This window comes from Larkinella humicola (assembly GCF_008727875.1).
GTDB lineage: Bacteria > Bacteroidota > Bacteroidia > Cytophagales > Spirosomataceae > Larkinella > Larkinella humicola.
Genome location: NZ_VTWS01000001.1, coordinates 78,986 through 101,587, shown reverse-complemented (window position 1 = coordinate 101,587; position 22,602 = coordinate 78,986). Strand labels below are relative to the sequence as shown.

Genomic DNA, 22,602 nt, shown 5'->3' with positions numbered 1-22,602 from the left:
ACCTTTTTTTGCCCATTTGCCGTCACAACGCATCGAGTGCCAGCATGATTTCGGCTTCGTGAATGGTGGTGAGTCCGCGCAGAAAAGCGTCGGGCGTGAGCGAAATGCTGTCGATGCCTTCTTCGGTCAGGAAACGGGCAAAGGCCGGGTTGTCGCTGGGGCCTTGTCCGCAGATGCCCACGGGGCGGGCGGCATGGTGGGCCTTCCGGATGAGCATGGCAATCAACGTCTGCACCGTGGGGTTGTTTTCGTCAAAAAGCCCCTGCACCGTCGACGAATCGCGGTCGACACCCAGCGCCAGTTGGGTCAGGTCGTTGGACCCAATCGAAAAACCGTCGAAGAGTTCGGCAAAGGCTTCGGTCTGGATGATGTTGCTGGGAATTTCGGCCATCACATACACTTCCAGCCCGTTTTCGTGCCGCGCCAACCCGTATTCATCCATCACCTGAAGCACCCGCTTGCCTTCTTCCACCGTCCGGCAGAACGGAATCATCAGTTTGACATTGGTGAACCCCATCTGGTTGCGCACCCGGCGCATGGCGTCGCATTCCAGCCGAAACCCGTCGCGATACCGTGGATCGTAGTAGCGACTCGCCCCGCGCCAGCCCAGCATCGGATTTTCTTCTTTGGGCTCGAAATCACGGCCACCCAGCAGGTTGGCATACTCGTTGGTTTTGAAATCGCTCATGCGAACGATCACCGGCCGGGGGTAAAAACTGGCCGCCACCAGTGCCACGGCCTGGGCCAGTTTGTCCACAAAAAATTCTTTTTTGTCGGTATAGTGGTGGGTGAGCTGCGTAATTTCCTGCTTCACGGTTTCGTCCGTCAGTTGGTCGAAGCGTGCCAGCGCCATCGGGTGAATGCCAATCGCGTTGGTGATGATGAATTCCAGCCGCATGAGCCCCACGCCCTGGCTGGGCAGTTGCGACAGCCGCAGCGCCTGCGAAGGGTCGCCCAAAATCAGGTTGCACTGGGTGCGGGGTTTGGGCAGTTCTGTCAGATCGACGGTTTCCTGCGTAAAGGGCAGCGCGCCTTCATACACAAAACCGTCCTGGGCGTCGACGCAGGAAACCGTAATGGTAGCCCCGTCCGCAATGACTTGCGTGCCGTTGTTGGTGCCGACCACCGCCAGCGCGCCCACTTCGCGGGCCACAATGGCCGCGTGGCTCGTCCGGCCACCCCGGTTGGTGATGATAGCCGATACTTTTTTGAGAATCGGGTCCCAGTCGGGCGTGGTGATGTCGGTGACCAGAATGTCCGACGCGCCGATGGTGGCTGGCACGTCTTTGGGCGACGCCACCACCCGGGCGGTTCCCGTAACGATCCGGTGGCCGATGCCTTTGCCCTGCGTCAGGGTTTTGCCCGGTGCCTGCAGACGGTATTCAGTGAGTTGCAGCGTCGATGATCCGAAGGCGGTAATGGGCCGGGCCTGCACAATGTAGAGTTGCTGGTCGATGCCGTCTTTGGCCCACTCGATGTCCATCGGTTTGCGGTAATGTTCTTCGATGATCCGCGACCAGCTGGCGAGCTGGTTGACTTCAGCATCCGTCAGAACAAAGGCTTCCCGGCGTTCCGGGGGCGTATCGGTATTGATCGTCGGCTGGCTGGCTTCGGGCGTATCGGCATATATCATCGTGACCGATTTTTCGCCCACTTTCCGGCTGACGATGGCGTTGGGTCGTTTGGCAATCGACGGTTTAAAGACGTAGAACTCATCGGGATTAACATTGCCCAGCACCACGTTTTCACCCAGTCCCCAACTCCCCGTGATCAGCATCAGATTTTCGTGGCTGGTGTCGGGGTCTACCGTAAAACAGACGCCAGCCGACGCCTGATCGGAGCGCACCATTTTCTGAACGCCCACGGAAAGCGCCACTTTCAAGTGATCAAAACCGTTGTCGTGCCGGTATTTGATGGCCCGGTCCGTAAACAGGGACGTGTAACAGGCCTGGCAGGCGCGCAGCAATTGCTCTTCGGTCTGGATGTTGAGGAACGATTCATGCTGACCGGCAAAGCTGGCCGTAACCAGATCTTCGGCGGTGGCGCTGCTGCGAACCGCCACCTGAACCGGGTTCGGAAAATGGTGCTTCAGGTCGATGAACGCTTTTTTAATGGCTTCGGCAAGAACCGGCGGAAAATCGGCTTTCCGGATCAGGCACCGGATCTGGTGGCCGATGGCGTGAAGGTTGGAAAACGTCCGGGTGTCCAGTTCGTCGACCAACGCCTGAATAGGGATTCGCAGCTCATTGTGATGCAGGAATTCGTAGTAGGCATCGGTGGTGAGGGCAAAACCGTCGGGAATCCGGACGCCGTAAAACCGCAGTCCGTTAAACATTTCGCCGAGCGAGGCATTTTTACCGCCCACTTTGGCAATCATTCCGTTGTTGATCTGGCTGAAAGGAAGTACCCACGTGTTCATGTCCGTTCAAGGGTTTACGATACAGATGCAAACTAGTGGATGCCGCTCCTTTACGCTATGACGTTACTCAGACAGTGCACTGATGCTGCTTACCGGTTTGCTGCGGAAGGTCGGGCCCGATACCCGGGTGAAAACCGGCGAGCTTTCTGCCTGAAAACCGGCTGGATTTGTATGATTTACGAAAGGTATGTTACTGATTTTTGTCATATCGTTACATAGATCAGGTCATGTAAAAGGGCCGGAGCAAGAAGTAGTTTTGTTTGATAAATACATCTTTATACTTCGTTAAATTGCTGATTTATACCTTCTTCTTGCTCTCGAAATCAGACAAGGATTTCCCTTTTTCCGTAAAGAACCTTTCTCTATTTTACCAATTTTTATGTCGACACAAATACTGATTATTGAGGACGAAGAGCAAATTCGTGAAAACGTGGCCGAGTGGCTGCGGCTGAATGGGTTTGAGGTAGAAACCGCTCCGGACGGAAAACAGGGCGTTACGCAGGCCATTCTGGAACGTCCGGATCTGATCCTCTGCGATGTTGTGATGCCGCACATGGATGGGTATCAGGTGCTGGAAACCATCCGCAGCAATCGTTCCCTGACCAGTGTCCCCTTTATGTTTTTGACGGCCAAAACCGATCTGAAAGACGTGCGTCGGGGGATGGCTCTGGGAGCGGATGATTACCTGACCAAACCGTTTACGGGCGAAAGCCTGCTCCTGGCTGTCGAAAACCGCCTGCAGCGGGAAGCCCTGCGAAAAGCCAGCCTGCAGGCGCAACTGGCGGAACAGCACCTCAAGATGGCGCGGGCCGCCGGGCACGAATACAACACTACCCTCAACGGAATTATTGGCATGTCGACCCTGCTGGCAAATCACCTGGACGAGTTCGACGATGTCGATGCGGTGTCGATGCTGGAAACGATCCGGGTGTGCGGACTGCGGCTGAAACGGTCGCTGGATAATGTTCAACGAATCGGCATTCTTCAGCACATCGACCCTTCACACAGCGCCTATGCGTATTTTACGACGGGAAAGACCACCTTGCAGCCCGACCGGGTGAAAGCGCAAATCCGGCTGGTGGAAAACCGGCAGGAGCAACAAGTCACCTGGCGGGTCGATGTGGAGGAAGCGATACTGCAAATTTCGGAGGAAAACCTGACCCTTGTTTTAGACGAACTGATCGATAACGCCATCAAGTTTTCGGATCAGACCGGGATCGTTGTCACAGGATATTTGGAAGGGGACGAATACCGGCTTACGGTGGGAAACAAGGGACGGACGTTTAAACCGGAACACGTTACCCAAATTGCACCCTATACCCAGTTTGACCGAAATGAGTTCGAGCAGCAGGGCTTTGGGCTGGGGCTGGCGATTGTGAAGAAGCTGGTTGAACTGAACCACGGTTCGTTGTCGATTGGCTGTTATCCCGATGGCTGGACGAAAGCAATGGTGTGGTTGCCCGGCCAATCCGTCAATTCAAACTGAACCAGTGACTTTTCTCAACAAACCGGGTGCGTTCCGTCATGGGAAGAGAGTCGGCTTTCGACGTGTTTTGGGGCATCAAACTAACTGATGTTCACGATGAAAACGATATTGGTTCCCACGGATTTAAGCCCCATGACCGCCTATGCACTGGATGTAGCCGCAGGCCTGGCCCGAACCTACCGGGCCGAAATTATTCTCCTGCATACCGTCCTCTACCAACTGATTCCGCAGCCCGCCATGGACTACACCCCGGAACTGTCGATGATGGTCACGGAAAACTACGGCGACGCCCGGAAAGAAGCCGAAGAAGCCCTGGAGAAGCTGGCGGCCAATCCGAAATACGCGGACGTTACCATCAAAACGAAACTGGGCAGCAGCCTCGACGGGTTGATCCGGAACATCAATGAACAACCCGCTGATCTGATCGTTTTAGCTTCCAAAGGGGCCACCGGTTTGACGGAATGGCTGGAAGGCTCAAACGCCGAGTTGATTGTCCGGCACGCCAACTGCCCGGTGTTGGTAGTCAAACACTCCATCGAACACTTTCAGCCTCAGAACATTGTCTGTGCCATCGATGTGGATGACAAGCTGAAAGAACGCCATCCGTATCCGTTTCAGTTAACGGATCAGGGACTTCGTCAGTTCGTCTACGTGCTGACGCCCACCGACGGCCGGCAACCCGAAGGCATCCGGGAATGGATGGACGAATACGCATTGAGCAAAGGCATTGGTCATTTTAAATTTCAGATCTGGCCGTACCGGTCCATTCCGGAGGGCATTCTGGATTATGCCGGGGAAATAAAAGCCGATTTGATCGTGCTCTATACCCACGGCTACACCGGCATTCGCCACTGGATTCAGGGCAGCGTGGCCGAAGATGTGCTGAATCATGCCGACATACCGGTTTTGATCATGCGCGCTTAAGCATACTTTTTAATTGAATTTAGCATGGAAAAAGACTTAGCAGGAAAAGTGGCTCTGGTAACCGGAGCGGCTTCGGGCATTGGCCAGGCCATTGCGGTTTTGTATAGCCAGCACGGTGCTCGTGTGATGGTGTCGGATGTCAACGAAGCACGGGGGCAGCAAGTGGTTGACCAGATTACCGCCGAGGGGGGCGTTGCCCGGTTTTTCAAGGCCGATGTCGGCGATCCGGCGCAGTGTGAAGCACTCGTCTCGGAAACTGTCTCCGCATTTGGCGGGCTGGATATGGCCTGCAACAATGCGGGCATCGGCGGAGAACTGAACCTGACGGCGGATTACTCGCTGGAAGGCTGGCAGAAAATCATCAACGTCAACCTCAGCAGCGTTTTCTATTGCTTGAAATACGAACTGGAAGCGATGCTGAAACAGAACAAAACCGGGTCCATCGTCAACATGGCCTCCATTCTGGGTCAGGTCGGAACGGCGCAGTCGCCGGGCTACGTAGCCGCTAAACATGGGGTCGTGGGGCTGACCCAAACGGCTGCCATCGAGTATGCCGCCCGCGGAATCCGGATCAACGCCGTTGGCCCGGCCTACATCGATACGCCTTTGCTGGGCGTGTTGCCGCCGGAAGTCAAGACGATGCTGGTCGACCTGCACCCCATCGGGCGGCTGGGCCGGTCGGAGGAAGTGGCCGAACTGGTGATCTGGCTGTCTTCAGACAAAGCGTCGTTCGTAACGGGGTCGTATTATCCGGTCGACGGCGGTTATCTGGCGCGGTAATTCACCAATCCATCGTACCTTACGCAACCCGTTTCGGAGCGCACCGGATAGTCCGGTAGTCCCCGAAACGGGTTGCTTTTCCATATAAGAGGATGATTCTCACCCTGACGCTGAATCCCGCCGTGGATGCCAGCACTACCATCGACCGCTTGGTACCCGAACACAAACTGCGCTGTGAAACCGCCCGCTATGATCCCGGTGGCGGAGGCATCAACGTCTCTAAAGCCCTGCTTCGGCTGGGCGCAAAATCCCGGGCGGTTTTTCCGGTGGGTGGCGCCACTGGTCAATGGCTCGAACAACTGGTGGCCGAACAAGGGATCGATTACCGGGCGATTCCGGTGGCGGGCTGGACCCGCCAGAGCTTTGTCGTTCTGGAGACGTCGACCCGGCAACAGTTCCGCTTCGGATTACCGGGACCCACCTGGTCGGCTGCCGAAGGCGAAGAGGTGCTGAATAGTTTGCGCGCTTTTTCCGAACCGATCGACTATCTGGTGGTCAGTGGCAGTTTGCCGCCTGGTTTGCCACCAGACTACTATGCCGCCATTGCTCAACTGGCGAAGGAACGCCACATCCGGCTGGTTCTCGATACGTCCGGCGAACCCTTGAAACGGGCGGTTCAGGAAGGGACTTTTTTGCTGAAACCCAATCTGGGCGAACTGGCCTCCCTCGTCGGCGTTGAGAAACTGGAACTGGAGGAAGTGGAAGAAGCCGCCCGGTCGGTGATAGAACAGGGTGGGTGCGAGCTCATGGCCGTTTCACTGGGACCGGCGGGGGCTTTGCTGGTGACGAAAGAAAACCACCGGGAACACCGGCGCGGGAGCTTTCGGGTTCCGGCCCCAACGGTTAAAAAACAAACCACCGTCGGCGCAGGGGATAGCATGGTCGGCGGAATGGTTTTCGCGTTGTCGCAAGGTCATTCCTACGAAGAAATGCTGCGGCTTGGTGTAGCCTGCGGAACGGCGGCTACGATGAATCCCGGCACCGAACTGTTTCACAAAGACGATGTAGAACGGCTGCTGAAATGGATCAGCCGCTAACTACTGTTCAAGGGTTTTTACGCGGGGCTGACGGGATAAGTTGGTGGGTTTCAATACCAGCAGGATCCCAGCGCCCCAGAGCGTTACGGCCATTCCGACGTACGTCATCACGTCGGGACGCCCTAAATCGGCCATGAAAGCGATGTCCATGGTGGCATGAAATAAGGCACAGGCCAATAGGCTTCCCCGACTGCTGTTGAAGAGCCAGGTGAAAAGTAGGGAGCCTGTCAACAGACTGATCAGCCAGCCGACAATGCCGGCGCCATCCATCGAATGATAGCCGGAGCGGACGTAAAAAAACAGCGGCCAGTGCCACAGCGCCCATCCTGCCGTGATGAGAAGCGATGACGTTAGGGCAGAAAACCGTTGTTGCAGGCGCGGCAGGGCATAGCCGCGCCACCCGGTTTCTTCACCAAAACCCACCACGAAGAGGTTTAAGGCCACAAACGGAATGGGTGACATGGTGGCCAGCTCGTGCGAATGCCAGAGCCCCCGCCAGTCGACGGTTTGAATTGCTCCCTGGGTGCTGATGCCCACGGCAGCGAAAAGAATCAAAAACGGTAGCAGGGCGCTGAGTAAGCCATAAAAAACCGGTTCGCGCGGAACAAGCAGGCTCGTGAAAAGGGCGCGGAGACCCCGGCTGGAATTTTCCGTTTTGGTCCAGATCACGGCGGAAAGCAAGGGACCCAGCAACCCCAGGTAATGAAGGAACGCGGATGTTTTCCAGGCTTTCGGAAAAAATGACAGCCAGTAGGGTGACCAGCACAGCCACGAGATCGCGCAGGTGGTGAGAAAATAAGCCAGTAGTCGTTTCATGGAATCAATCAGATCAGGAGGTATTCCGGGATTCAGAAAGTCCAAAACTAGGGCAAACGGTTTTAACAGGGATTGACTGCTGACAGGATCAGGAGTAACTGTCATCATCCTGCGGTATGAGCTAAGTCATCGGAAGACAGGTAGTTATGGCGTTATTTTGTGAGAACGTACTTCGGTTATACGCAAGCCTGTTTCGCCCTAACCATGAACCTTTCCCTCCGCTTATTCATTCTCATCTGCCTGATCGGGCAGGTGGTTCTTTTTTCCTGCAAAGAACACGTCGATCCGGCCCCGGTTTTCTCGGTGCGGGTGGTGGCTCCGGGTACTACTGTGACCGTGGGACAGCCCCTTTCCCTGACGGGCATCCTCAACGACGCGGCTGGCAACCTGCTGACGGGCCGCGTCATCACCTGGACCATCGACAACCCGGCGCTGGCGACCGTCGATCAAACCGGGCTGGTCAAAACGATTGCCCCCGGAACCGTCCGGATTACGGCCACCAGCGAAGGGAAAAGCAACTTTCTGGTGCTCACCATCAGTAAAATCCCGGTCGCTTCCGTCAGTCTGCCATCGGATTCGCTCGTCTTGAACGTGGGTTCGGAAACGCAACTGAAACCCTCGGTAAAAGACGCCAACGGCGTGGTCGTAACGGATCGGGTTGTGACCTGGACCAGTTCGGATTCGACCAACGTGCGGGTTTCATCAACCGGACTATTGACTGCCCTCGCTGGCGTTTCGGCCTACGTAACCATCACGGCTTCCTGCGAAGGAAAAACCGCCACCGTCGTTGTCATCGTCAACACCCCCGAAGCGATCGTCAGCACCCTGCCCGCCAAACCGCTGGTGTTGCCGCAGGCCACCACCGCGACGATCCTGCTGGAATTGCGATCCGTCTACGGATTCAGTGGCCCCACCACCCTGGTTTTTAAAAATGTGCCAACCGGCATTGTCGTCGAACCGTTTGCCAATCCGGTGGTGGTTCCGAAAGACGGCGTGGCGAAAGTCATGGTGTCGGTTAGCGCGTCTACCGCCAGCCTGGGCGAAACGTCCTTAACCATCACGACCCAAACCGGCAGCCAGGAACACGCTTTTACGCAGAACCTGAACATTGTAACCTACAAACACCGCGTCCGGCTGGTTTACCTGGTTCCTGCCGACCGGGTGGTGAACCCAACGGCGGTGAAAGGCATGGAACGCGCCATCCGGCACCTGCAAATCTGGTATCAGCAGCAACTGAGCGGTTTTCAGACGTTTAGCATCAGCTACCCGGTGGTCGAAGTAATCAAAACCGCCCATCCGGCGAGCTGGTATGCCACCACCCCCATCGGCGACAGCCAGCAGTGGTGGTTCTGGTACAATGCTGCCAACGAGGGCATGGCGTTAACCGGCGGGCGTTACGACGACCCGGAAACGGTTTGGGTCTATTACATCGACGCCGATCCGGCGGAGGGGCAGGGGGGAGGTGCCGCGGCCGGGAGTGTCGTGGTGCTGTCGGGATACGACGTTCGGGGCGTTTCGGGCGGGCGGGGCTATTACGAAAACGAAAGCATTGGCCGGTATGTCGGTGGGCTGGGGCATGAGATTGGTCATGCGTTTGGGCTGCTACACCCCGCAGGCTGTGAAACACCGGGTGTTCCGTGTGATCATACGGCCCTGATGTGGACCGGGTACATCACTTACCCCGATACGCATTTGACTTTCTGGGACGTCCGAAACGTTTCCCGAAGCCCCTATTTCTACCTTTTGACCCGCACCGTATCGCCCGAAAACTTCGACTGTACGGATTTGAACGCATCCAGCCCCAAAGGCCGTCTGGCTGCGAAAGGCGCACCGAATCGTTCCGTTTCTCCGGTTTCTAAGGCAGGCTCTTTCACCCCCTGTCTGCCAGCCCCTGTCAACTACCTGATCAAAAACTAACCGGTTTCCAATCCCATGAGTCCACTATTCAGGTTCGTTTTTGCGGGTATTCTGGGCCTTCATGGTCTCATTCACGGGATTGGATTCGTAAAAGAGTGGCACCTGATAACCGTCAACGCCTTTCGTGCGACAACCGTCCTGCCGTTGTCTGAAAAAGCCGCCAAAGTGGCGGGTGCGCTCTGGCTTTTAACGGGTTTGGTGTTGCTGACGGCAGCCGTCAGTTTGTTAACCAGCCAGAGCCGTTGGTGGCTGGTTGCGTTGCTGGGGATTGGGCTGTCTCAACTTCTCATTGTTCTCTACTGGCCGGATGCCAAAGCCGGAACCGGGCTCAATGTGCTTATTCTGGCCGTTAGTCTGGGGGCCTATGCGGATTGGGATTTCAATGCGAATGGAATGGCGGAGGTCCGGGGTTTGATTGCCGAATCCGGATCTGCGAAGACGCCGGTGATCACTGCCGAATCACTGACTCCGCTACCACCTGTTGTTCAGAAGTGGTTAAAACGGGCTGGTGTCGTTGGAAAAAAAAGGATTCAAACCGTTCACCTGAAGCAGATCGGCCGGATGCGGACCAAGCCGGGCGGGAGCTGGATGCCCGTCGAAGCCGAGCAGGTTTTTACGGTTTCTCAACCCGGTTTTATCTGGCTGGCCCGCATTGAGGCTGCACCTTTGTTCTTTCTGGTGGGCCGGGATCAGTACCGGCACGGGCGGGGAAACATGCGGATCAAGGCACTGGCTTTGGTTCCGGTTGCGGATGCGAAGGGAGTGGAAATCGATCAGGGAACGATGCTGCGGTATCTGGCCGAAACGGTCTGGTTCCCAACGGCTGCCTTGAGCGACTATATCCAGTGGGAGGGACTGAGCGATACATCGGCCCGGGCGACGATGCACCAGGGCGGAGTGACCGCATCCGGAGTGTTCACCTTCAACCTGGCGGGCGATGCCATCCAGTTCGAAGCCCGGCGCTTTGGGGAATTTGATGGAGCTTACCGGCTCGAAACCTGGTCGATTGCCCTGCGGGATCATCAGGAACGGGCGGGCGGGATCCGGATTCCTGTGCAGTCGGACGTAACCTGGAAACTCAAAACCGGTGATTTTACCTGGTATACCCTGACGCTTACGGAAATCGACTACACCCCTCTGTCGGGCGACTGAAACTACGCATTCCCTCTACCAGACCAACGTGTTACGACCATGAAGACAATTAAAATAGTGCTGCGGTATGCCGGGTTTCTGACGCTGGCTGCTTTTCCGTATTCGTGTACGGATGCCATAGATGATCACCGGATTGTGGTCTATTCTGCTCCCGTGTTTGAACGCTACGACGGCGTTGGCGGATGGGATTACGTCTGCGGCTGTTCGGGTGTCGCCTTCCATTGTCCAACTCGGGGAGCCTATTGTGAAGAAGTCGATGGGCAGTGCATTCCACACTGTGGACCCTTGCCAAAATGAGTGGTTACGGTTAGGCCTTGAAGGTCTGGGCACTTGCCGCAAACAGGCGTTCCGACAGCAACGCCAACAAGTCTTCCTGCGGCATTCCCACCTGCCGCCACAGTTCAACGCCCCGTTGCACCAGCACGAACGAGGGCGTCTGGGTAATATCGAAACTTCGGAAAACATCCTGGTGGGCGAGTTCATCCATTCGCAGGACCTGAACCTGGCGGGATAATTGGTGTTGCAGCAAATCGGCCAGGGTTCGTAGTTGTGCCTGTTGCACACGGTCGGTCCGCTCCGAGGGCATGAAGAGGAGTAAAACCGCCAGGCGGGCGGGCGTCTGCACCGGGTATGGATCTTTAAAGTTCATTTGTTTGCCTTGTCACATTCGTTCGTCAACCGGGGTCGTTGCCCTCATGGGTACAAATGTGGCGATTTGGTTGGGCAAAAAGACTGATGTTGGTTAGGACCAGCCATGATTATTGGCGGGGTGACCCGATGAAGTGAAGGTCGCCGTCTTTCCATTAAATTGATGATCATTCTTTGAAATGTGTTACGTATAGAGGGTATTGTAGGCCGAATAGAGTAACTTAGAAAATCTATTTAGTAACTTCGCACGTGCATTCGTTCAGCCCGGCCGGTGCCGATGGAGACTTTACCGCAGTATAGCCGCATCCTATGTTAGTCAACCTATACTCAGAGGCCTTAATCAATCTACTTTTTGAAAAAAGCGACGACTTTTTCGGCATCTATGACCTGAGCGAAGAGCAATTTGTCCATGTTAATCCGGCGGGTGTTCAGATGCTGGGCTTTGCCTCGGAGCAGGCTTTGCTGGCCGATCCGGTTCGTTCGCGTTCCATCCGGACACAGCCTTTGCCGGACGAAGACCGCAATCGCCTGATCGAGCAACTCCTGCGCGATGGACATTACGAAGAACGAACACCGGTGGGGCGGCAAAACGGACAGATGTTCTGGGGGCATCTCCTCATCAGCACCTTTACGGTATATGACCGGCCCTACGCGCTCGTTCAGCTCATCGACCAGGAGCCGTTGCACCAGGCCGAGCGCGAATTGGAAAACAGCGTCCGGCGGTATCAGGGAATCTTTTCCAATGCGACCATTGGCATCATCGTTTGCAACCAGCAGGGCCGGGTGGTGTCGGCCAACCAACTGGCGGAACAGTTGTTCGGGTATGCTCCGGGTGAACTGATGGCTTTGACCATCGAGCAACTGGTGCCCCGGAAAGTGAGCAGCTACCACGAAAAACTCCGGCAATCCTTCAATGAAAACCCGCAGGTGCGGGCGATGGGCCATAACCGCGATCTGCACGCCCAGCGAAAAGACGGCTCGGTGTTTCCGGTTGAAATTAGCCTGAGCTACTTCCGGCTGGAAGACGAATTGCACGCCGTTGCCTATATTATTGACATTACGTTTAAGAAAGAAGCCGAGCGGCAATTGCTGGCCCACCGCGACCACATCGAGCGGCTCAATGCCGATCTGGAACACAAAGTGGCCGACCGCACCCAGGCGCTCATGACCACCCTGGAACAGTTGGAACATTCGAAGGATGAACTGGCGAAGGCCCTGGCGGTGGAGCGGGAACTGGGTGAGTTAAAATCGCGCTTCGTGTCGATGGCTTCCCACGAATTCCGGACTCCGCTGACGGTGGTGCTGACTTCAGCCGCGCTGATCGAACGCTACGCCAGCAGTGAACACCAAAGCAACCGGCAGAAACACCTTGACCGCATCCGGGCGTCGGTCAATCACCTGAACGACATCCTCGAAGAGTTTTTGTCCGTCGATAAACTGGAGGAGGGAAAAGTCGTTGCTCACCCCGTTGAAGTGGCGGTTCCCCAACTGGTTGGCGAAACCGTGGCCGATATGCAGAGCCTGCTGAAACCCGGACAAACGATCCAAACCGAGCTGTCGTGCCCAATTGCGGTTTGGCTCGATCCGTCTCTGTTGCGTAAAATTATGGTGAATCTCCTTTCCAATGCCGTCAAGTATTCCGGGCCGGGATCGACGGTAACCCTACAGGTTGCCTGTGCAAACGGGCAGATGAGGCTGGTCGTGGAGGATCAGGGCGTGGGAATTTCCAAAGAAGACCAGGAACACCTCTTCGAACGGTTTTTTCGGGCCAAAAACGTGACGGATATCTCCGGAACCGGGCTCGGTCTACACATCGTGGGGCGGTATGTGGAGTTGATGGGTGGTCAGGTATCATTAGTAAGCGAGTTGGATCAGGGCACATCCGTAACGTTATTTATTCCGTATGAAAACCATTCTCTTGATTGAAGACAACGACGCCATTCGCGAAAATACCGCCGAGATTCTGGAATTGGCCGGTTATGCCGTTCACACGGCCGAAAACGGGAAGGTGGGGGTAGAAAGAGCCCTGGCCGACAAGCCGGATCTGGTCATCTGCGACATCATGATGCCCGTATTGGACGGATATGGCGTTTTGCATATTTTCAACAAAAACCCCCAGTTGGCCGGTGTTCCGTTCATTTTCCTGACCGCCAAAACCGAGCGGACGGAGTTCCGCAAAGGCATGGAACTGGGTGCCGATGATTACCTGACCAAACCCTTCGAGGAATCGGAACTGCTCAGCGCGATTGAAGGGCGATTGAACCGCTTCCGCAACGTCGGGCCAGCCTACAACCTGCAGCAGGACGGTTTCGACCAGTTTCTGAACGATGCCCGGCACGCGGGAAATCTGGAGAGCCTGTCGGTAGATCGAAAAGCCCATCCGATGCGCAAAAAGCAGTTTGTCTATACGGAAGGCGATACGCCAACGCGCCTGTATTTTCTGAAATCCGGGAAGGTCAAAACCGTTCGAACCAATACCGACGGGAAAGAATTTATCACCGGACTCTACCAGTCGGGCGACTTTTTCGGGTATCTCGCCCTGCTCGAAAACCGGGATTACGGCGACTCTGCCGTAACGCTGGAGGATTCCGAATTGGTTTACATTCCGAAAGAAGATTTTCAGCAATTGCTTTTGGCGAACTCCGCGGTGAGCGGGCAGTTCATTAAAATGCTGGCAGGACACGTTGGCGAGCGCGAGGAGCAGTTGCTGCACATGGCCTACAATTCCATCCGGCGCCGGGTGGCGGATGCGCTCCTGCACCTTTACCGGCAAGATCCGGAAGGCGTTATTCAGCTTTCGCGGGACAACCTGGCGGCCATTGTCGGCACGGCCACCGAAACCCTGATTCGCACCCTGAGCGAGTTCCGGCAGGACGGTTTGCTCGAAATCGCTTCAACGGGCACCATCCGGATCGTGCAGCCCGAAAAACTGCGCCAGGCGAACTGGTGAAACAGGGAATCAAAACCGGTCTTTTTCATGTTTCTTCGTTACTTTTAATCCGGTTGAACGTCTATCTCTAAAACGTCTTATGCGCTTACCTATCAAACTACCCGCCTACGACGGTTGCTTTACCGACGATGAATTCTTTGAATTCTGTCGCCAGAACCCCGAATTGCGGGTCGAGCGGGACGAAGACGGTCAAATCTATTTCCAGATGCCAACCGGAACGAAAACGAGTATACGAAATGCGGATCTTGTCGTTGAGATCGGTATCTGGAACCGGCTGGCAAAACGGGGCAAGGTTACCGACTCGAATGGCGGTTTTACGTTGCCCGACACGTCCGTTCGCGCTCCGGATGTGGCCTGGATCAGCAACGAACGCTGGGATTCTGTGCCGGAAGAAGACAAAGATAAGTTCTCCCGAATTTGCCCGGATTTTGTGATTGAGCTGATGTCGGATCGGGACGAAAAGTACTGGTTGCCGGTCAAAATGGAGAAGTACCTTAAAAACGGTGTTCGGCTGGCGTGGCTAATCGATCCGTTTCAACAGCAAACCACCATCTACCGCCCGGATGAAGAGCCGGAAATCCGATCCTTCACCGAAACCCTTTCGGGCGAGTCGGTTTTGCCGGGTCTGGAAGTGAACCTTTCGACCTTGTTGTAGTGCCTACGGACTTATTGGTTTAAACAAAATAAACGCCGGCTTCATATTTGGCTTATCAGCCCACTGCTTTAGCTGTGGGTATAGCGAAAAGTTCCACCTACTACAGAACCGTTTCAACGGTTTTATCGGCCAGAAAACCGTTGAAACGGTTCTGGAATGATTTGGTTTTGTTTCAATTTCCTACAGCTAAAGCTGTGGGCTGATAAACATTCACTTCGGCGTTTATTTTGTTTAAATCAATTAGTCCGTGTTCACTGTAACACGGACTAAAGTTCGTCGGTTCGTTCGTAAAAATACGATCTTCGCTCGTCCAGGTCATCGTAGGTAAACATCGTACGGTGGCGGTTTTTAAGGGAATACCGCACCAGCACGTAGTCGCCGATGCAGGCCAGCGTGTGCATCAGGAGGACAATTCCCCAGATCACACCCCACGACGGCCAGACGATCCAGGCCAGCACCAAAGCCGTGGTAATGACCACAAACGGCATGACGGCCACCAGCGCATTTTCCCGGAGTGTCATCACAAACCGTTGCGCGTAAGCATACACAATCAGGCTTTTGAGGGAATATCCAAATCCTACCTCGGGGGCGCCCAGCACCTTGAAAACCAGGGCGTGAATGCCTTCGTGAATGGGCAGGAGCACCAGCAATCCGGCGAATGCTGCGGGAATGTGCCACCATGGAACCGTCCCGGCGGTTTTCGCCAGCAGAAAGCCAAAAATTCCGCCAAATCCCGCCATACTCAGAAAGAAAATGGCTGACTTGACAGTTAGCTGAGCCGGTTTCTTTTCCGCGACCGGGTTCAGGCCCAGTTCGCGCAGCAGAAACACTTTCATGTCGTCGACGGAGAACGATTCAACGAGGTGAAACCGACTGGCGTCCTGAAAATCGGCAATGCGGGGTTTGGTCATAACGCTGAAAACATGAAGGGCTTTTTGCTTTCTTAAAGATAAGACGGAACGGGTCGGAATTCATAGCGAATAGTGCACACAGGGAACAGGTTACATCGAAAATTAGTTAAATTAGCAGGGATATTAACCAGAAATACCATGATGCACACCATCACGATTGAAACCCAAAACGACGCTGATTTTGAGTTGTTCAAAGGCCTGGCACAGCGTTTGGGACTTCGTATCAGAGAAACGCACACGGAAGGTGAACGAAGCGAAGCCGAAGAATTGCGTTTACTGAATCGCGTGGCTGGTGGCTGGAAAAGTGATGAATCTGGCGACGAACTAGCGGCCATGCTCCAAAATGCGCGTTCTTTCCATGACCGCAATATACACCTATGAGCCGTTATCTGCTCGATACCAACATTTGTGTACATCTGATTAAAGACGAATTCGGTATCAAACGAAAAATTGCCGACGTCGGGACAAAATCGTGTTTCGTGTCGGAAATTACCATTGCCGAATTATTATTTGGTGTAGAAAACAGCGCACCTGATCGACGGCAGAGGAATCGAGAAAATGTAGATGATCTCCAGGCTTTTTTTCAGGGACGTATTCTCCGCATCGGTGAAGGTCTATACGAGTATGCCCGCCAAAAAGCTTCCCTCAGACGGATGGGCCGAACCGTCGATGACTTCGATTTGCTGATCGGATCAACGGCTATTGTATACGGATTGACGTTGGTTACCCGCAATACGCGACATTTCGCGGATTTGGCCGGGGCGAAGCTTGAGAACTGGATAGATTTGTAAACCGTAGGAGACTAACGCGTGGTGGACAATACGGGTTGTCGCTGGATTATTCCGTATCATTGTATACAATTTGCAGCTTCTTTACATGAAACAATGGGTAGTGGGCCTGCTGGCCTTTTGGTACGTATTTCCTCTTTTTGCTCAACAACCGAAGCAACCTTCTGAACCCGAACGGCTTACACCTGACACCTTTACCCGGCAGGATTCGCTGCGGGGCTCGCTCCGTCCGGAACGTACGTGTTACAATGTCCTTTTTTACGACCTCAATTTATCCGTCGATCCGGCTACGAAAAGCATTGCGGGGAGCAACACCATCCGGTATCGGGTGCGAACGCCCTTCAAACGGATGCAGATTGACTTGTTCGAAAACCTGACCATCGATGCGATCACGCAGGGCGGCCAATCCCTGCGGTACACCCGCGAAGGCAACGCCATTTTTGTGACCATGAAGGCGGCCCAGGAAAAGGATAACGTTGAAGAAATAAAAGTAGCCTACCACGGAAAACCCCGCGAAGCCGTGAACCCGCCCTGGGATGGCGGTTTTTCCTGGAGCAAAGACAGCACCGGGAACGATTGGGTGGGCGTTTCCTGCGAAGGACTGGGCGCCAGTTCGTGGTGGCCCTGCAAGGATCACCTGTCCGACGAACCCGAGTCGATGCAGATGACTTTCCGCGTACCCCGGGGCCTGAAAGCCGTCTCGAACGGCCGGCTTCAGGAAGAGCGCGAGGTGGGCGACAACCAGACGGAGTTCGTGTGGGCGGTTTCCTATTCCATCAACACCTACAACGTCACCTTCAATCTGGGCGATTACGTCACGATTCAGGAGCAATACCGGAGCCGGGATTATCAGTATCTCGACTTGAACTACCACGTTCTGCGCTATAACGAAGAAAAAGCCAAAAAACACTTCGAGCAGGTGATCGGTATGCTCGATTGTTACGAATGGTATTTCGGGCATTATCCCTACTGGCGCGACGGTTACTCGGTGGTCGAAACACCGTATTGGGGCATGGAACACCAGAGTGCCATTGGCTACGGAAACAACTACCGGAACAATCCTTTCGGCTTCGATTTCATCCTGATTCACGAAAGTGCGCACGAGTATTTTGGCAACAGCCTGAGTGTCTCCGACCCCGCCGAAATGTGGATTCACGAATCGTTTGCTACGTACATGGAATCGATTTATGTGGAAAACACCCACGGCCCCCCGCAGGCAATCAAGTATTTGATGACACAGAAACCGCTGATCAAAAACAAATTCCCGCTGATGGGGCCGAGGGGCGTCAACTTCCAGCACAAGGATACGGATATTTATTACAAGGGAGCGTGGTTGCTGCACTCCCTGCGGTGCGTGGTGAATGACGACAACGTCTGGTTTATGGCGCTGCGGAAAGTGGCGCTGGAGCGGAAACACTCGCTGGTGACCACCAAACAGATCATCGATATTTTGTGCCGGGAAACCGAAATCGACCTGCGCCCCATCTTCGATCAGTTTCTGAACTATGCCGCTCCGCCCGTTCTGGAATACAAAGTGACGGAAAAGGGTGATTTCATCGAAGTGCAGCACCGCTGGATTGCCGATGCGCCCGGCTTCAACATGCCGTTGAAATACCGGTTTGCCTACGGCCCCTGGCACACCCTGTTTACCACGCGGGAATGGCAGACGATGCTCATCCGCCGGTCGCAGGGGTGGTTGAATTTTGCCTATGAATTGCAATACTTCGGCGCCCGGCCCCTGGTCGAAACCGCTCAGAAAACCCAGGAATAATTTTATGACGCGCTTCTCAAAACTACGGTTTCTTCCGCTGCTGGTCGTGCTGACCACGGCTTGCCAGACGGGCTACCACCTGACCGATCAGGGTTATAAACGCGTCGTGATCGACTCGCTGACGGCTCCGGCCGATAGCGGCATGGCCCGTTTTCTGCAACCCTACAAGCAGCAGATGGATCAAACCATGAACGAAGTGCTGGTGCAGTCGGCGGTGCCTTTGAACCGCTCCAAACCCGAATGCGCCCTCAACAATATGCTCACTGATGCCATGTTGCAGTATGCGCAGCAGAAGCTGGGACAACCCGCCGATTGCTCGCACCTGAATTACGGCGGGATTCGGACGGGATTGCCCCAGGGCCCAATCCGGATTGGCAGCATTTATGAAGTGATGCCGTTTGACAACCAGTTGGTGATGCTGACGCTGAAAGGCTCCATGCTGCGGGAATTTTTCGAGTTTTTTGTAGGCAGTGAAATCGATGAAAAATCGCTGGTGGTGGGTGGCGTTCGGGTGGTGATCAAGAATAATATCCTGACCGACATCGCCTTTACAAACGGGAAGAAGTTCGATCCCAACCAGAACTACACGGTTTTGATGAGCGATTACGTGGCCGATCGGGGTGGAGGAACGGCGTTTCTGAAGGATGCCGTGGCCCGGAAGAATTTCACGGTTCCCATCCGGGACGTTTTCATTGATTATTTTCGACAGCTTGGCAAACCCGGTCAACCCCTAAACCCGACAACCGATGGACGCATTACAATCCAATAGACGCCAGTTTCTGAAGCTGTTCGGTACGGCTGCCGTGGTGGGCGGTTTTGCTCCGGAAACCCTGGCCAAACCGAAGCTCACCCAACTGACGATTCTGCACACCAACGACGTACACAGCCGCCTGGAACCGTTTCCGATGGATGGGGGCCGCAATGCCGGGCGGGGCGGTATTGTCCGCCGGGCTACGCTGATCAACCAGATTCGGAGCGAACAAGCCAATGTGCTGCTGTTCGACGCGGGGGATCTGTTTCAGGGAACGCCCTATTTCAATCTGTACAAGGGCGAACCCGAAGTGCAGGCTATGAACCAGATGCGCTACGACGCCAGCACCATCGGCAACCACGACTTCGACGGTGGCATGGACAACATGGTGACGCAGTTCGGAAAAGCGAAATTTCCGTTTCTGATTGCCAATTATGACTTTAAAAACACGGCGATGGACGGCCGCACGGAACCGTACCGGGTTTTCAAGAAAGATGGGTTGAAGATCGGTGTCTTTGGCTTGGGTATTAAACCGGAAGGGTTGATTCCGAAGGAGTTATTCCGGGAAACCCGGTATTTGGACCCCATCGAAACCGGCAACGACATGGCCGCGAAGCTGCGGAACGACCTGAACTGCGATTACGTCATCTGTCTGTCGCATCTGGGCTACCAATACAACGACAAAGCCGTGTCGGACCGGGTTTTTGCCTCCAAAAGCAGGAACATTGATTTGATCATCGGCGGGCATACACACACGTTTCTGGAAGCACCCGTCAACGTGCTGAGCCAGGACGGACTCCCGGTTTTGATCAATCAGGTGGGGTTTGCCGGGATTTACCTGGGCCGGATCGACCTGACGTTTGAGCGCGGAAAAGCGAAACCGGTTATGGAAAGCAAAGCGGTGGAAGTGAAATCGTAGGGCCAGAACCGTTCAGAAGCGGATTCGGCGAAAATCGACCGTTTCGCTTAAGCGGTTGAAACCTTACGGAAACGATTGCAGTTATCCTTTCAACAGGTCTAATTCCACGACGTATGAACCCAAATATTCCACGTACCGACCGCAAACGCGTAGTGATTGTGGGAGCGGGGTTCGGCGGCTTGCAACTGGCGCGTAAACTTTCCAGCCGCAAAGAATTTCAGGTCGTTCTGATCAACAAACATAATTTCCACGAATTTCAGCCGCTTTATTACCAGGTGGCGACCTCGGGACTGGAAGCCAGTTCCATCCTCTTTCCCTTGCGGGCGGTTTTTCAAAATTGTAAGAACGTTCACATCCGCGTTACCACCGTGACGGCGGTTCATCCCGACACCAAAACCGTCGATACCGACTTAGGACCCATCGACTACGATTACCTGGTGGTGGCTACCGGAGCCGATACCAATTTTTTCGGGATGAAGAACATCATCGAGCGTGCCTTGCCGATGAAGTCGGTCTCTGAGGCTATTGCGCTCCGAAACCGGGTGCTGCAAAATTTTGAAGATGCCCTTTCCGTCGATACCTTAGATGAAAAAGAAGGTTTTTTAAATGTGGTCGTAGTGGGCGGAGGGCCTACGGGTGTCGAATTATGCGGAACCTTTGCGGAGATGCGGAAAACCGTTCTGCCGAGCGATTACCCGGAACTGGATTTCAAGATGATGCAGATTTACCTGATCGAGTCCGGGGCGGAACTGCTGGGGCCGATGTCGGTCGAGTCGCAGGTGAAATCACAACAGTACCTCGAAAAGTTGGGGGTCATCGTTAAACTCAATACCCGCGTTCAGGATTTCGACGGTCGGCTGGTTCACATGGCCGACGGGTCCACAATTCGGACGAACAACCTCGTTTGGGCGGCTGGCGTAAAAGCCAATCCGCTGAACGGACTGCCAGCCGAAGCGACGGGCCGTGGGGGGCGTTTGCTCGTCAACCGGTTCAGTCAGGTGCAGGGATTCACGGATATTTTTGCGCTGGGCGATATTGCGTTGATGACGGAGGAAAAATACCCGAATGGGCACCCGCAAATTGCGCAACCGGCGATTCAGCAGGGCAAACACCTGGCAAAAAACCTGGTGCGAATGGGGAAGGATCAGCCGATGGAACCGTTTACGTATAAAGATTTGGGAACGATGGCCACGATTGGTCGCGGAAAAGCGGTCGTTGATCTGCCTTTTTGGAGCTTTCAGGGTGTTTTTGCGTGGATGGTCTGGCTTTTTGTGCACCTTATGGCCATTGTTGGCGTCAAAAACCGGTTGCTCATTCTGGTCAACTGGGCCTGGAATTACCTCAGCGACGACCAATCGCTGCGGCTGATTATCAAACCCAAACTCCCGAAAGGCAGCATGGAAGCCATTCAGAAGAAAGTAGAAGACCAGTTAATCACAAAATAATAAATGGTCAACTTGTTTGACCATCTGTTGAAAAGTAGTTTAAATTTGCAGTTTACACACCCGCGCCCCGGCGTTCCCCACGTTTTGGCGGCATTTAATTCTTTATAGTATGGAACAAACGATAACCAAAACCAGACCTAAAAATAGTGGCACCAAGCCGTTGTTTGAGAACCCGATTCTCGAACGGTTGTCACGTACCCACATTGCGGTTCCGATTAGCATTTACCTGGTAACGTCTACACTTTTTGGCTGGTACGCCTTTGCGTATACGGAAATGTCGGCTCTCTGGATTACTTTTCTCTTTTTTGCGGGGATAACCGTCTTTACGTTGGTCGAATACGCCGTTCACCGGGGTGTTTTTCACATGGAAACCGACACGCCGACGAAGGCTAAAATTCAGTATACCTTCCACGGTATTCACCACGAGTATCCGAAAGACAAAACCCGGCTGGCCATGCCCCCGGCTGCGGCTGTCTTTGTGGCGTCTGCGTTGTTTGGCGTTCTTTTTCTGTTGCTGGGCGAAGCTTCCTACGCCTTTTTTCCCGGTTTTCTGGTCGGCTATTCGGGTTATCTGTTCGTGCATTTCATCGTTCATGCCTACGCTCCGCCCAAGAATTTCTTTAAGTGGTTGTGGATCAATCACTCGGTTCACCACTACAAGAGCCACGAAAAGAATTACGGCGTTTCGTCGCCCTTGTGGGACCACATTTTTGGAACGTACATGAAATAACACCGCATGCTCTCCGACTTCGGAATCATTCTATTGTTCATCATTACCGGCCTGGCGTTCGTTGGGCTGGTTTTGTTTGTTGGGAGTTTGTTGCGCCCCAACCGCCCCAACATCGAGAAGCAAACCACCTACGAATCCGGCGAAGAACCGGTGGGCAACGCCAATGTGCAGTTCAACGTGCGGTTTTACGTGGTCGCCCTTATTTTTGTTTTGTTCGACGTTGAACTGGTCTTCCTGTTTCCGTGGGCTACGGTTTTTGGGCAAAAGGCGTTGATCGAAGAAACGAACGGCTTGTGGGGCTGGCTTTCCCTAGCGGAAATGGTCATCTTTGTGGCTCTTCTGGCACTAGGGCTGGCGTATGTCTGGGCCAAAGGCTTTCTGGATTGGGTGAAACCGGAACCGAAAGTACCGGAAATGAAAACCGCCGTACCGGTTTCTCTGTACGAAAAAGTGAATCAGAAATATAAAAAATCGCCCCCAACCCCCTAAAGGGGGCTTTTCGC

Annotated in this window: 22 protein-coding genes; 18 read left to right on the top strand and 4 right to left on the bottom strand. The window is 54.3% G+C overall.

Annotation, left to right across the window (positions count from 1 at the left end; translation table 11 throughout):
- Positions 1–22: 22 nt before the first annotated feature.
- On the bottom strand, positions 23–2,419 hold the full coding sequence (ppsA, locus tag F0P93_RS00450; RefSeq protein ID WP_150874426.1) for a phosphoenolpyruvate synthase: 2,397 nt from the start codon (positions 2,417–2,419) through the stop codon (positions 23–25).
- Between the two features lie 379 nt (positions 2,420–2,798).
- On the opposite strand from ppsA, the gene F0P93_RS00445 reads away from it, so the two are divergent.
- From F0P93_RS00445 to F0P93_RS00430, 4 genes are all read left to right on the top strand, one after another.
- Positions 2,799–3,905 (top strand): hybrid sensor histidine kinase/response regulator, encoded by a 1,107-nt coding sequence (locus F0P93_RS00445; protein ID WP_150874425.1) that lies wholly within the window; start codon positions 2,799–2,801, stop codon positions 3,903–3,905.
- Between the two features lie 96 nt (positions 3,906–4,001).
- Positions 4,002–4,829, top strand: a complete 828-nt coding sequence (locus F0P93_RS00440; RefSeq protein WP_150874424.1) for a universal stress protein — start codon at positions 4,002–4,004, stop codon at positions 4,827–4,829.
- 24 nt (positions 4,830–4,853) lie between these two features.
- Positions 4,854–5,609 (top strand): SDR family NAD(P)-dependent oxidoreductase, encoded by a 756-nt coding sequence (locus F0P93_RS00435; protein ID WP_150874423.1) that lies wholly within the window; start codon positions 4,854–4,856, stop codon positions 5,607–5,609.
- Positions 5,610–5,701: 92 nt separating this feature from the next.
- Complete coding sequence (locus F0P93_RS00430) at positions 5,702–6,646, top strand: 1-phosphofructokinase family hexose kinase (RefSeq protein WP_150874422.1); 945 nt, start codon at positions 5,702–5,704, stop codon at positions 6,644–6,646.
- Here the strand turns inward: F0P93_RS00430 and F0P93_RS00425 are convergent, their stop codons facing one another.
- Positions 6,647–7,462 carry a CPBP family intramembrane glutamic endopeptidase gene (locus tag F0P93_RS00425; RefSeq protein WP_191908690.1) on the bottom strand — a complete coding sequence of 272 codons (816 nt, stop codon included), beginning with the start codon at positions 7,460–7,462 and terminating at the stop codon, positions 6,647–6,649.
- Positions 7,463–7,666: 204 nt separating this feature from the next.
- On the opposite strand from F0P93_RS00425, the gene F0P93_RS00420 reads away from it, so the two are divergent.
- Genes F0P93_RS00420 through F0P93_RS00410 form a run of 3 tightly spaced genes read left to right on the top strand, consistent with a single transcriptional unit; the run spans position 7,667 to position 10,828 of the window.
- A complete protein-coding gene (locus tag F0P93_RS00420; RefSeq protein WP_150874420.1) occupies positions 7,667–9,379 on the top strand; it encodes an Ig-like domain-containing protein in 1,713 nt (570 codons plus the stop codon).
- Between the two features lie 15 nt (positions 9,380–9,394).
- Entirely contained in the window at positions 9,395–10,531 is a 1,137-nt protein-coding gene (locus F0P93_RS00415; protein ID WP_150874419.1) for a DUF6544 family protein, read from the top strand.
- A gap of 39 nt (positions 10,532–10,570) precedes the next feature.
- Positions 10,571–10,828: a hypothetical protein gene (locus F0P93_RS00410; RefSeq protein WP_150874418.1), complete on the top strand. Its 258-nt coding sequence runs from the start codon at positions 10,571–10,573 to the stop codon at positions 10,826–10,828.
- Between the two features lie 10 nt (positions 10,829–10,838).
- Here the strand turns inward: F0P93_RS00410 and F0P93_RS00405 are convergent, their stop codons facing one another.
- On the bottom strand, positions 10,839–11,180 hold the full coding sequence (locus tag F0P93_RS00405) for a thioredoxin family protein (RefSeq protein WP_150874417.1): 342 nt from the start codon (positions 11,178–11,180) through the stop codon (positions 10,839–10,841).
- Between the two features lie 308 nt (positions 11,181–11,488).
- On the opposite strand from F0P93_RS00405, the gene F0P93_RS00400 reads away from it, so the two are divergent.
- The 3 genes from F0P93_RS00400 (at position 11,489) to F0P93_RS00390 (ending at position 14,784) form a co-directional block, all read left to right on the top strand.
- On the top strand, positions 11,489–13,105 hold the full coding sequence (locus F0P93_RS00400) for a sensor histidine kinase (protein WP_150874416.1): 1,617 nt from the start codon (positions 11,489–11,491) through the stop codon (positions 13,103–13,105).
- Positions 13,083–14,129 carry a response regulator gene (locus F0P93_RS00395; protein WP_150874415.1) on the top strand — a complete coding sequence of 349 codons (1,047 nt, stop codon included), beginning with the start codon at positions 13,083–13,085 and terminating at the stop codon, positions 14,127–14,129. Before F0P93_RS00400 ends, F0P93_RS00395 begins: the two co-directional genes overlap by 23 nt.
- A gap of 79 nt (positions 14,130–14,208) precedes the next feature.
- Positions 14,209–14,784 (top strand): Uma2 family endonuclease, encoded by a 576-nt coding sequence (locus F0P93_RS00390; protein ID WP_150874414.1) that lies wholly within the window; start codon positions 14,209–14,211, stop codon positions 14,782–14,784.
- A gap of 266 nt (positions 14,785–15,050) precedes the next feature.
- On the opposite strand, the gene F0P93_RS00385 is transcribed toward F0P93_RS00390, so the two are convergent.
- Entirely contained in the window at positions 15,051–15,695 is a 645-nt protein-coding gene (locus F0P93_RS00385; protein ID WP_150874413.1) for a DUF3267 domain-containing protein, read from the bottom strand.
- Positions 15,696–15,833: 138 nt separating this feature from the next.
- On the opposite strand from F0P93_RS00385, the gene F0P93_RS00380 reads away from it, so the two are divergent.
- The 8 genes from F0P93_RS00380 (at position 15,834) to F0P93_RS00345 (ending at position 22,588) form a co-directional block, all read left to right on the top strand.
- A complete protein-coding gene (locus F0P93_RS00380) occupies positions 15,834–16,076 on the top strand; it encodes a hypothetical protein (RefSeq protein ID WP_150874412.1) in 243 nt (80 codons plus the stop codon).
- A complete protein-coding gene (locus F0P93_RS00375; RefSeq protein WP_150874411.1) occupies positions 16,073–16,486 on the top strand; it encodes a type II toxin-antitoxin system VapC family toxin in 414 nt (137 codons plus the stop codon). Before F0P93_RS00380 ends, F0P93_RS00375 begins: the two co-directional genes overlap by 4 nt.
- Before the next feature lie 85 nt (positions 16,487–16,571).
- Positions 16,572–18,254 (top strand): M1 family metallopeptidase, encoded by a 1,683-nt coding sequence (locus F0P93_RS00370; RefSeq protein WP_150874410.1) that lies wholly within the window; start codon positions 16,572–16,574, stop codon positions 18,252–18,254.
- Positions 18,255–18,258: 4 nt separating this feature from the next.
- Entirely contained in the window at positions 18,259–19,023 is a 765-nt protein-coding gene (locus F0P93_RS00365; protein ID WP_150874409.1) for a 5'-nucleotidase C-terminal domain-containing protein, read from the top strand.
- The gene (locus F0P93_RS00360; protein ID WP_150874408.1) at positions 19,001–19,924 is read left to right on the top strand and encodes a bifunctional metallophosphatase/5'-nucleotidase; all 924 of its coding nucleotides are present in this window, start codon (positions 19,001–19,003) and stop codon (positions 19,922–19,924) included. The genes F0P93_RS00365 and F0P93_RS00360 overlap by 23 nt, the downstream gene beginning before the upstream one ends.
- Before the next feature lie 113 nt (positions 19,925–20,037).
- Complete coding sequence (locus F0P93_RS00355) at positions 20,038–21,369, top strand: NAD(P)/FAD-dependent oxidoreductase (RefSeq protein WP_150874407.1); 1,332 nt, start codon at positions 20,038–20,040, stop codon at positions 21,367–21,369.
- A 109-nt stretch (positions 21,370–21,478) separates the two neighbouring features.
- A complete protein-coding gene (locus tag F0P93_RS00350) occupies positions 21,479–22,099 on the top strand; it encodes a sterol desaturase family protein (protein ID WP_150874406.1) in 621 nt (206 codons plus the stop codon).
- Positions 22,100–22,105: 6 nt separating this feature from the next.
- The gene (locus F0P93_RS00345; protein ID WP_150874405.1) at positions 22,106–22,588 is read left to right on the top strand and encodes an NADH-quinone oxidoreductase subunit A; all 483 of its coding nucleotides are present in this window, start codon (positions 22,106–22,108) and stop codon (positions 22,586–22,588) included.
- Positions 22,589–22,602 lie beyond the last annotated feature (14 nt).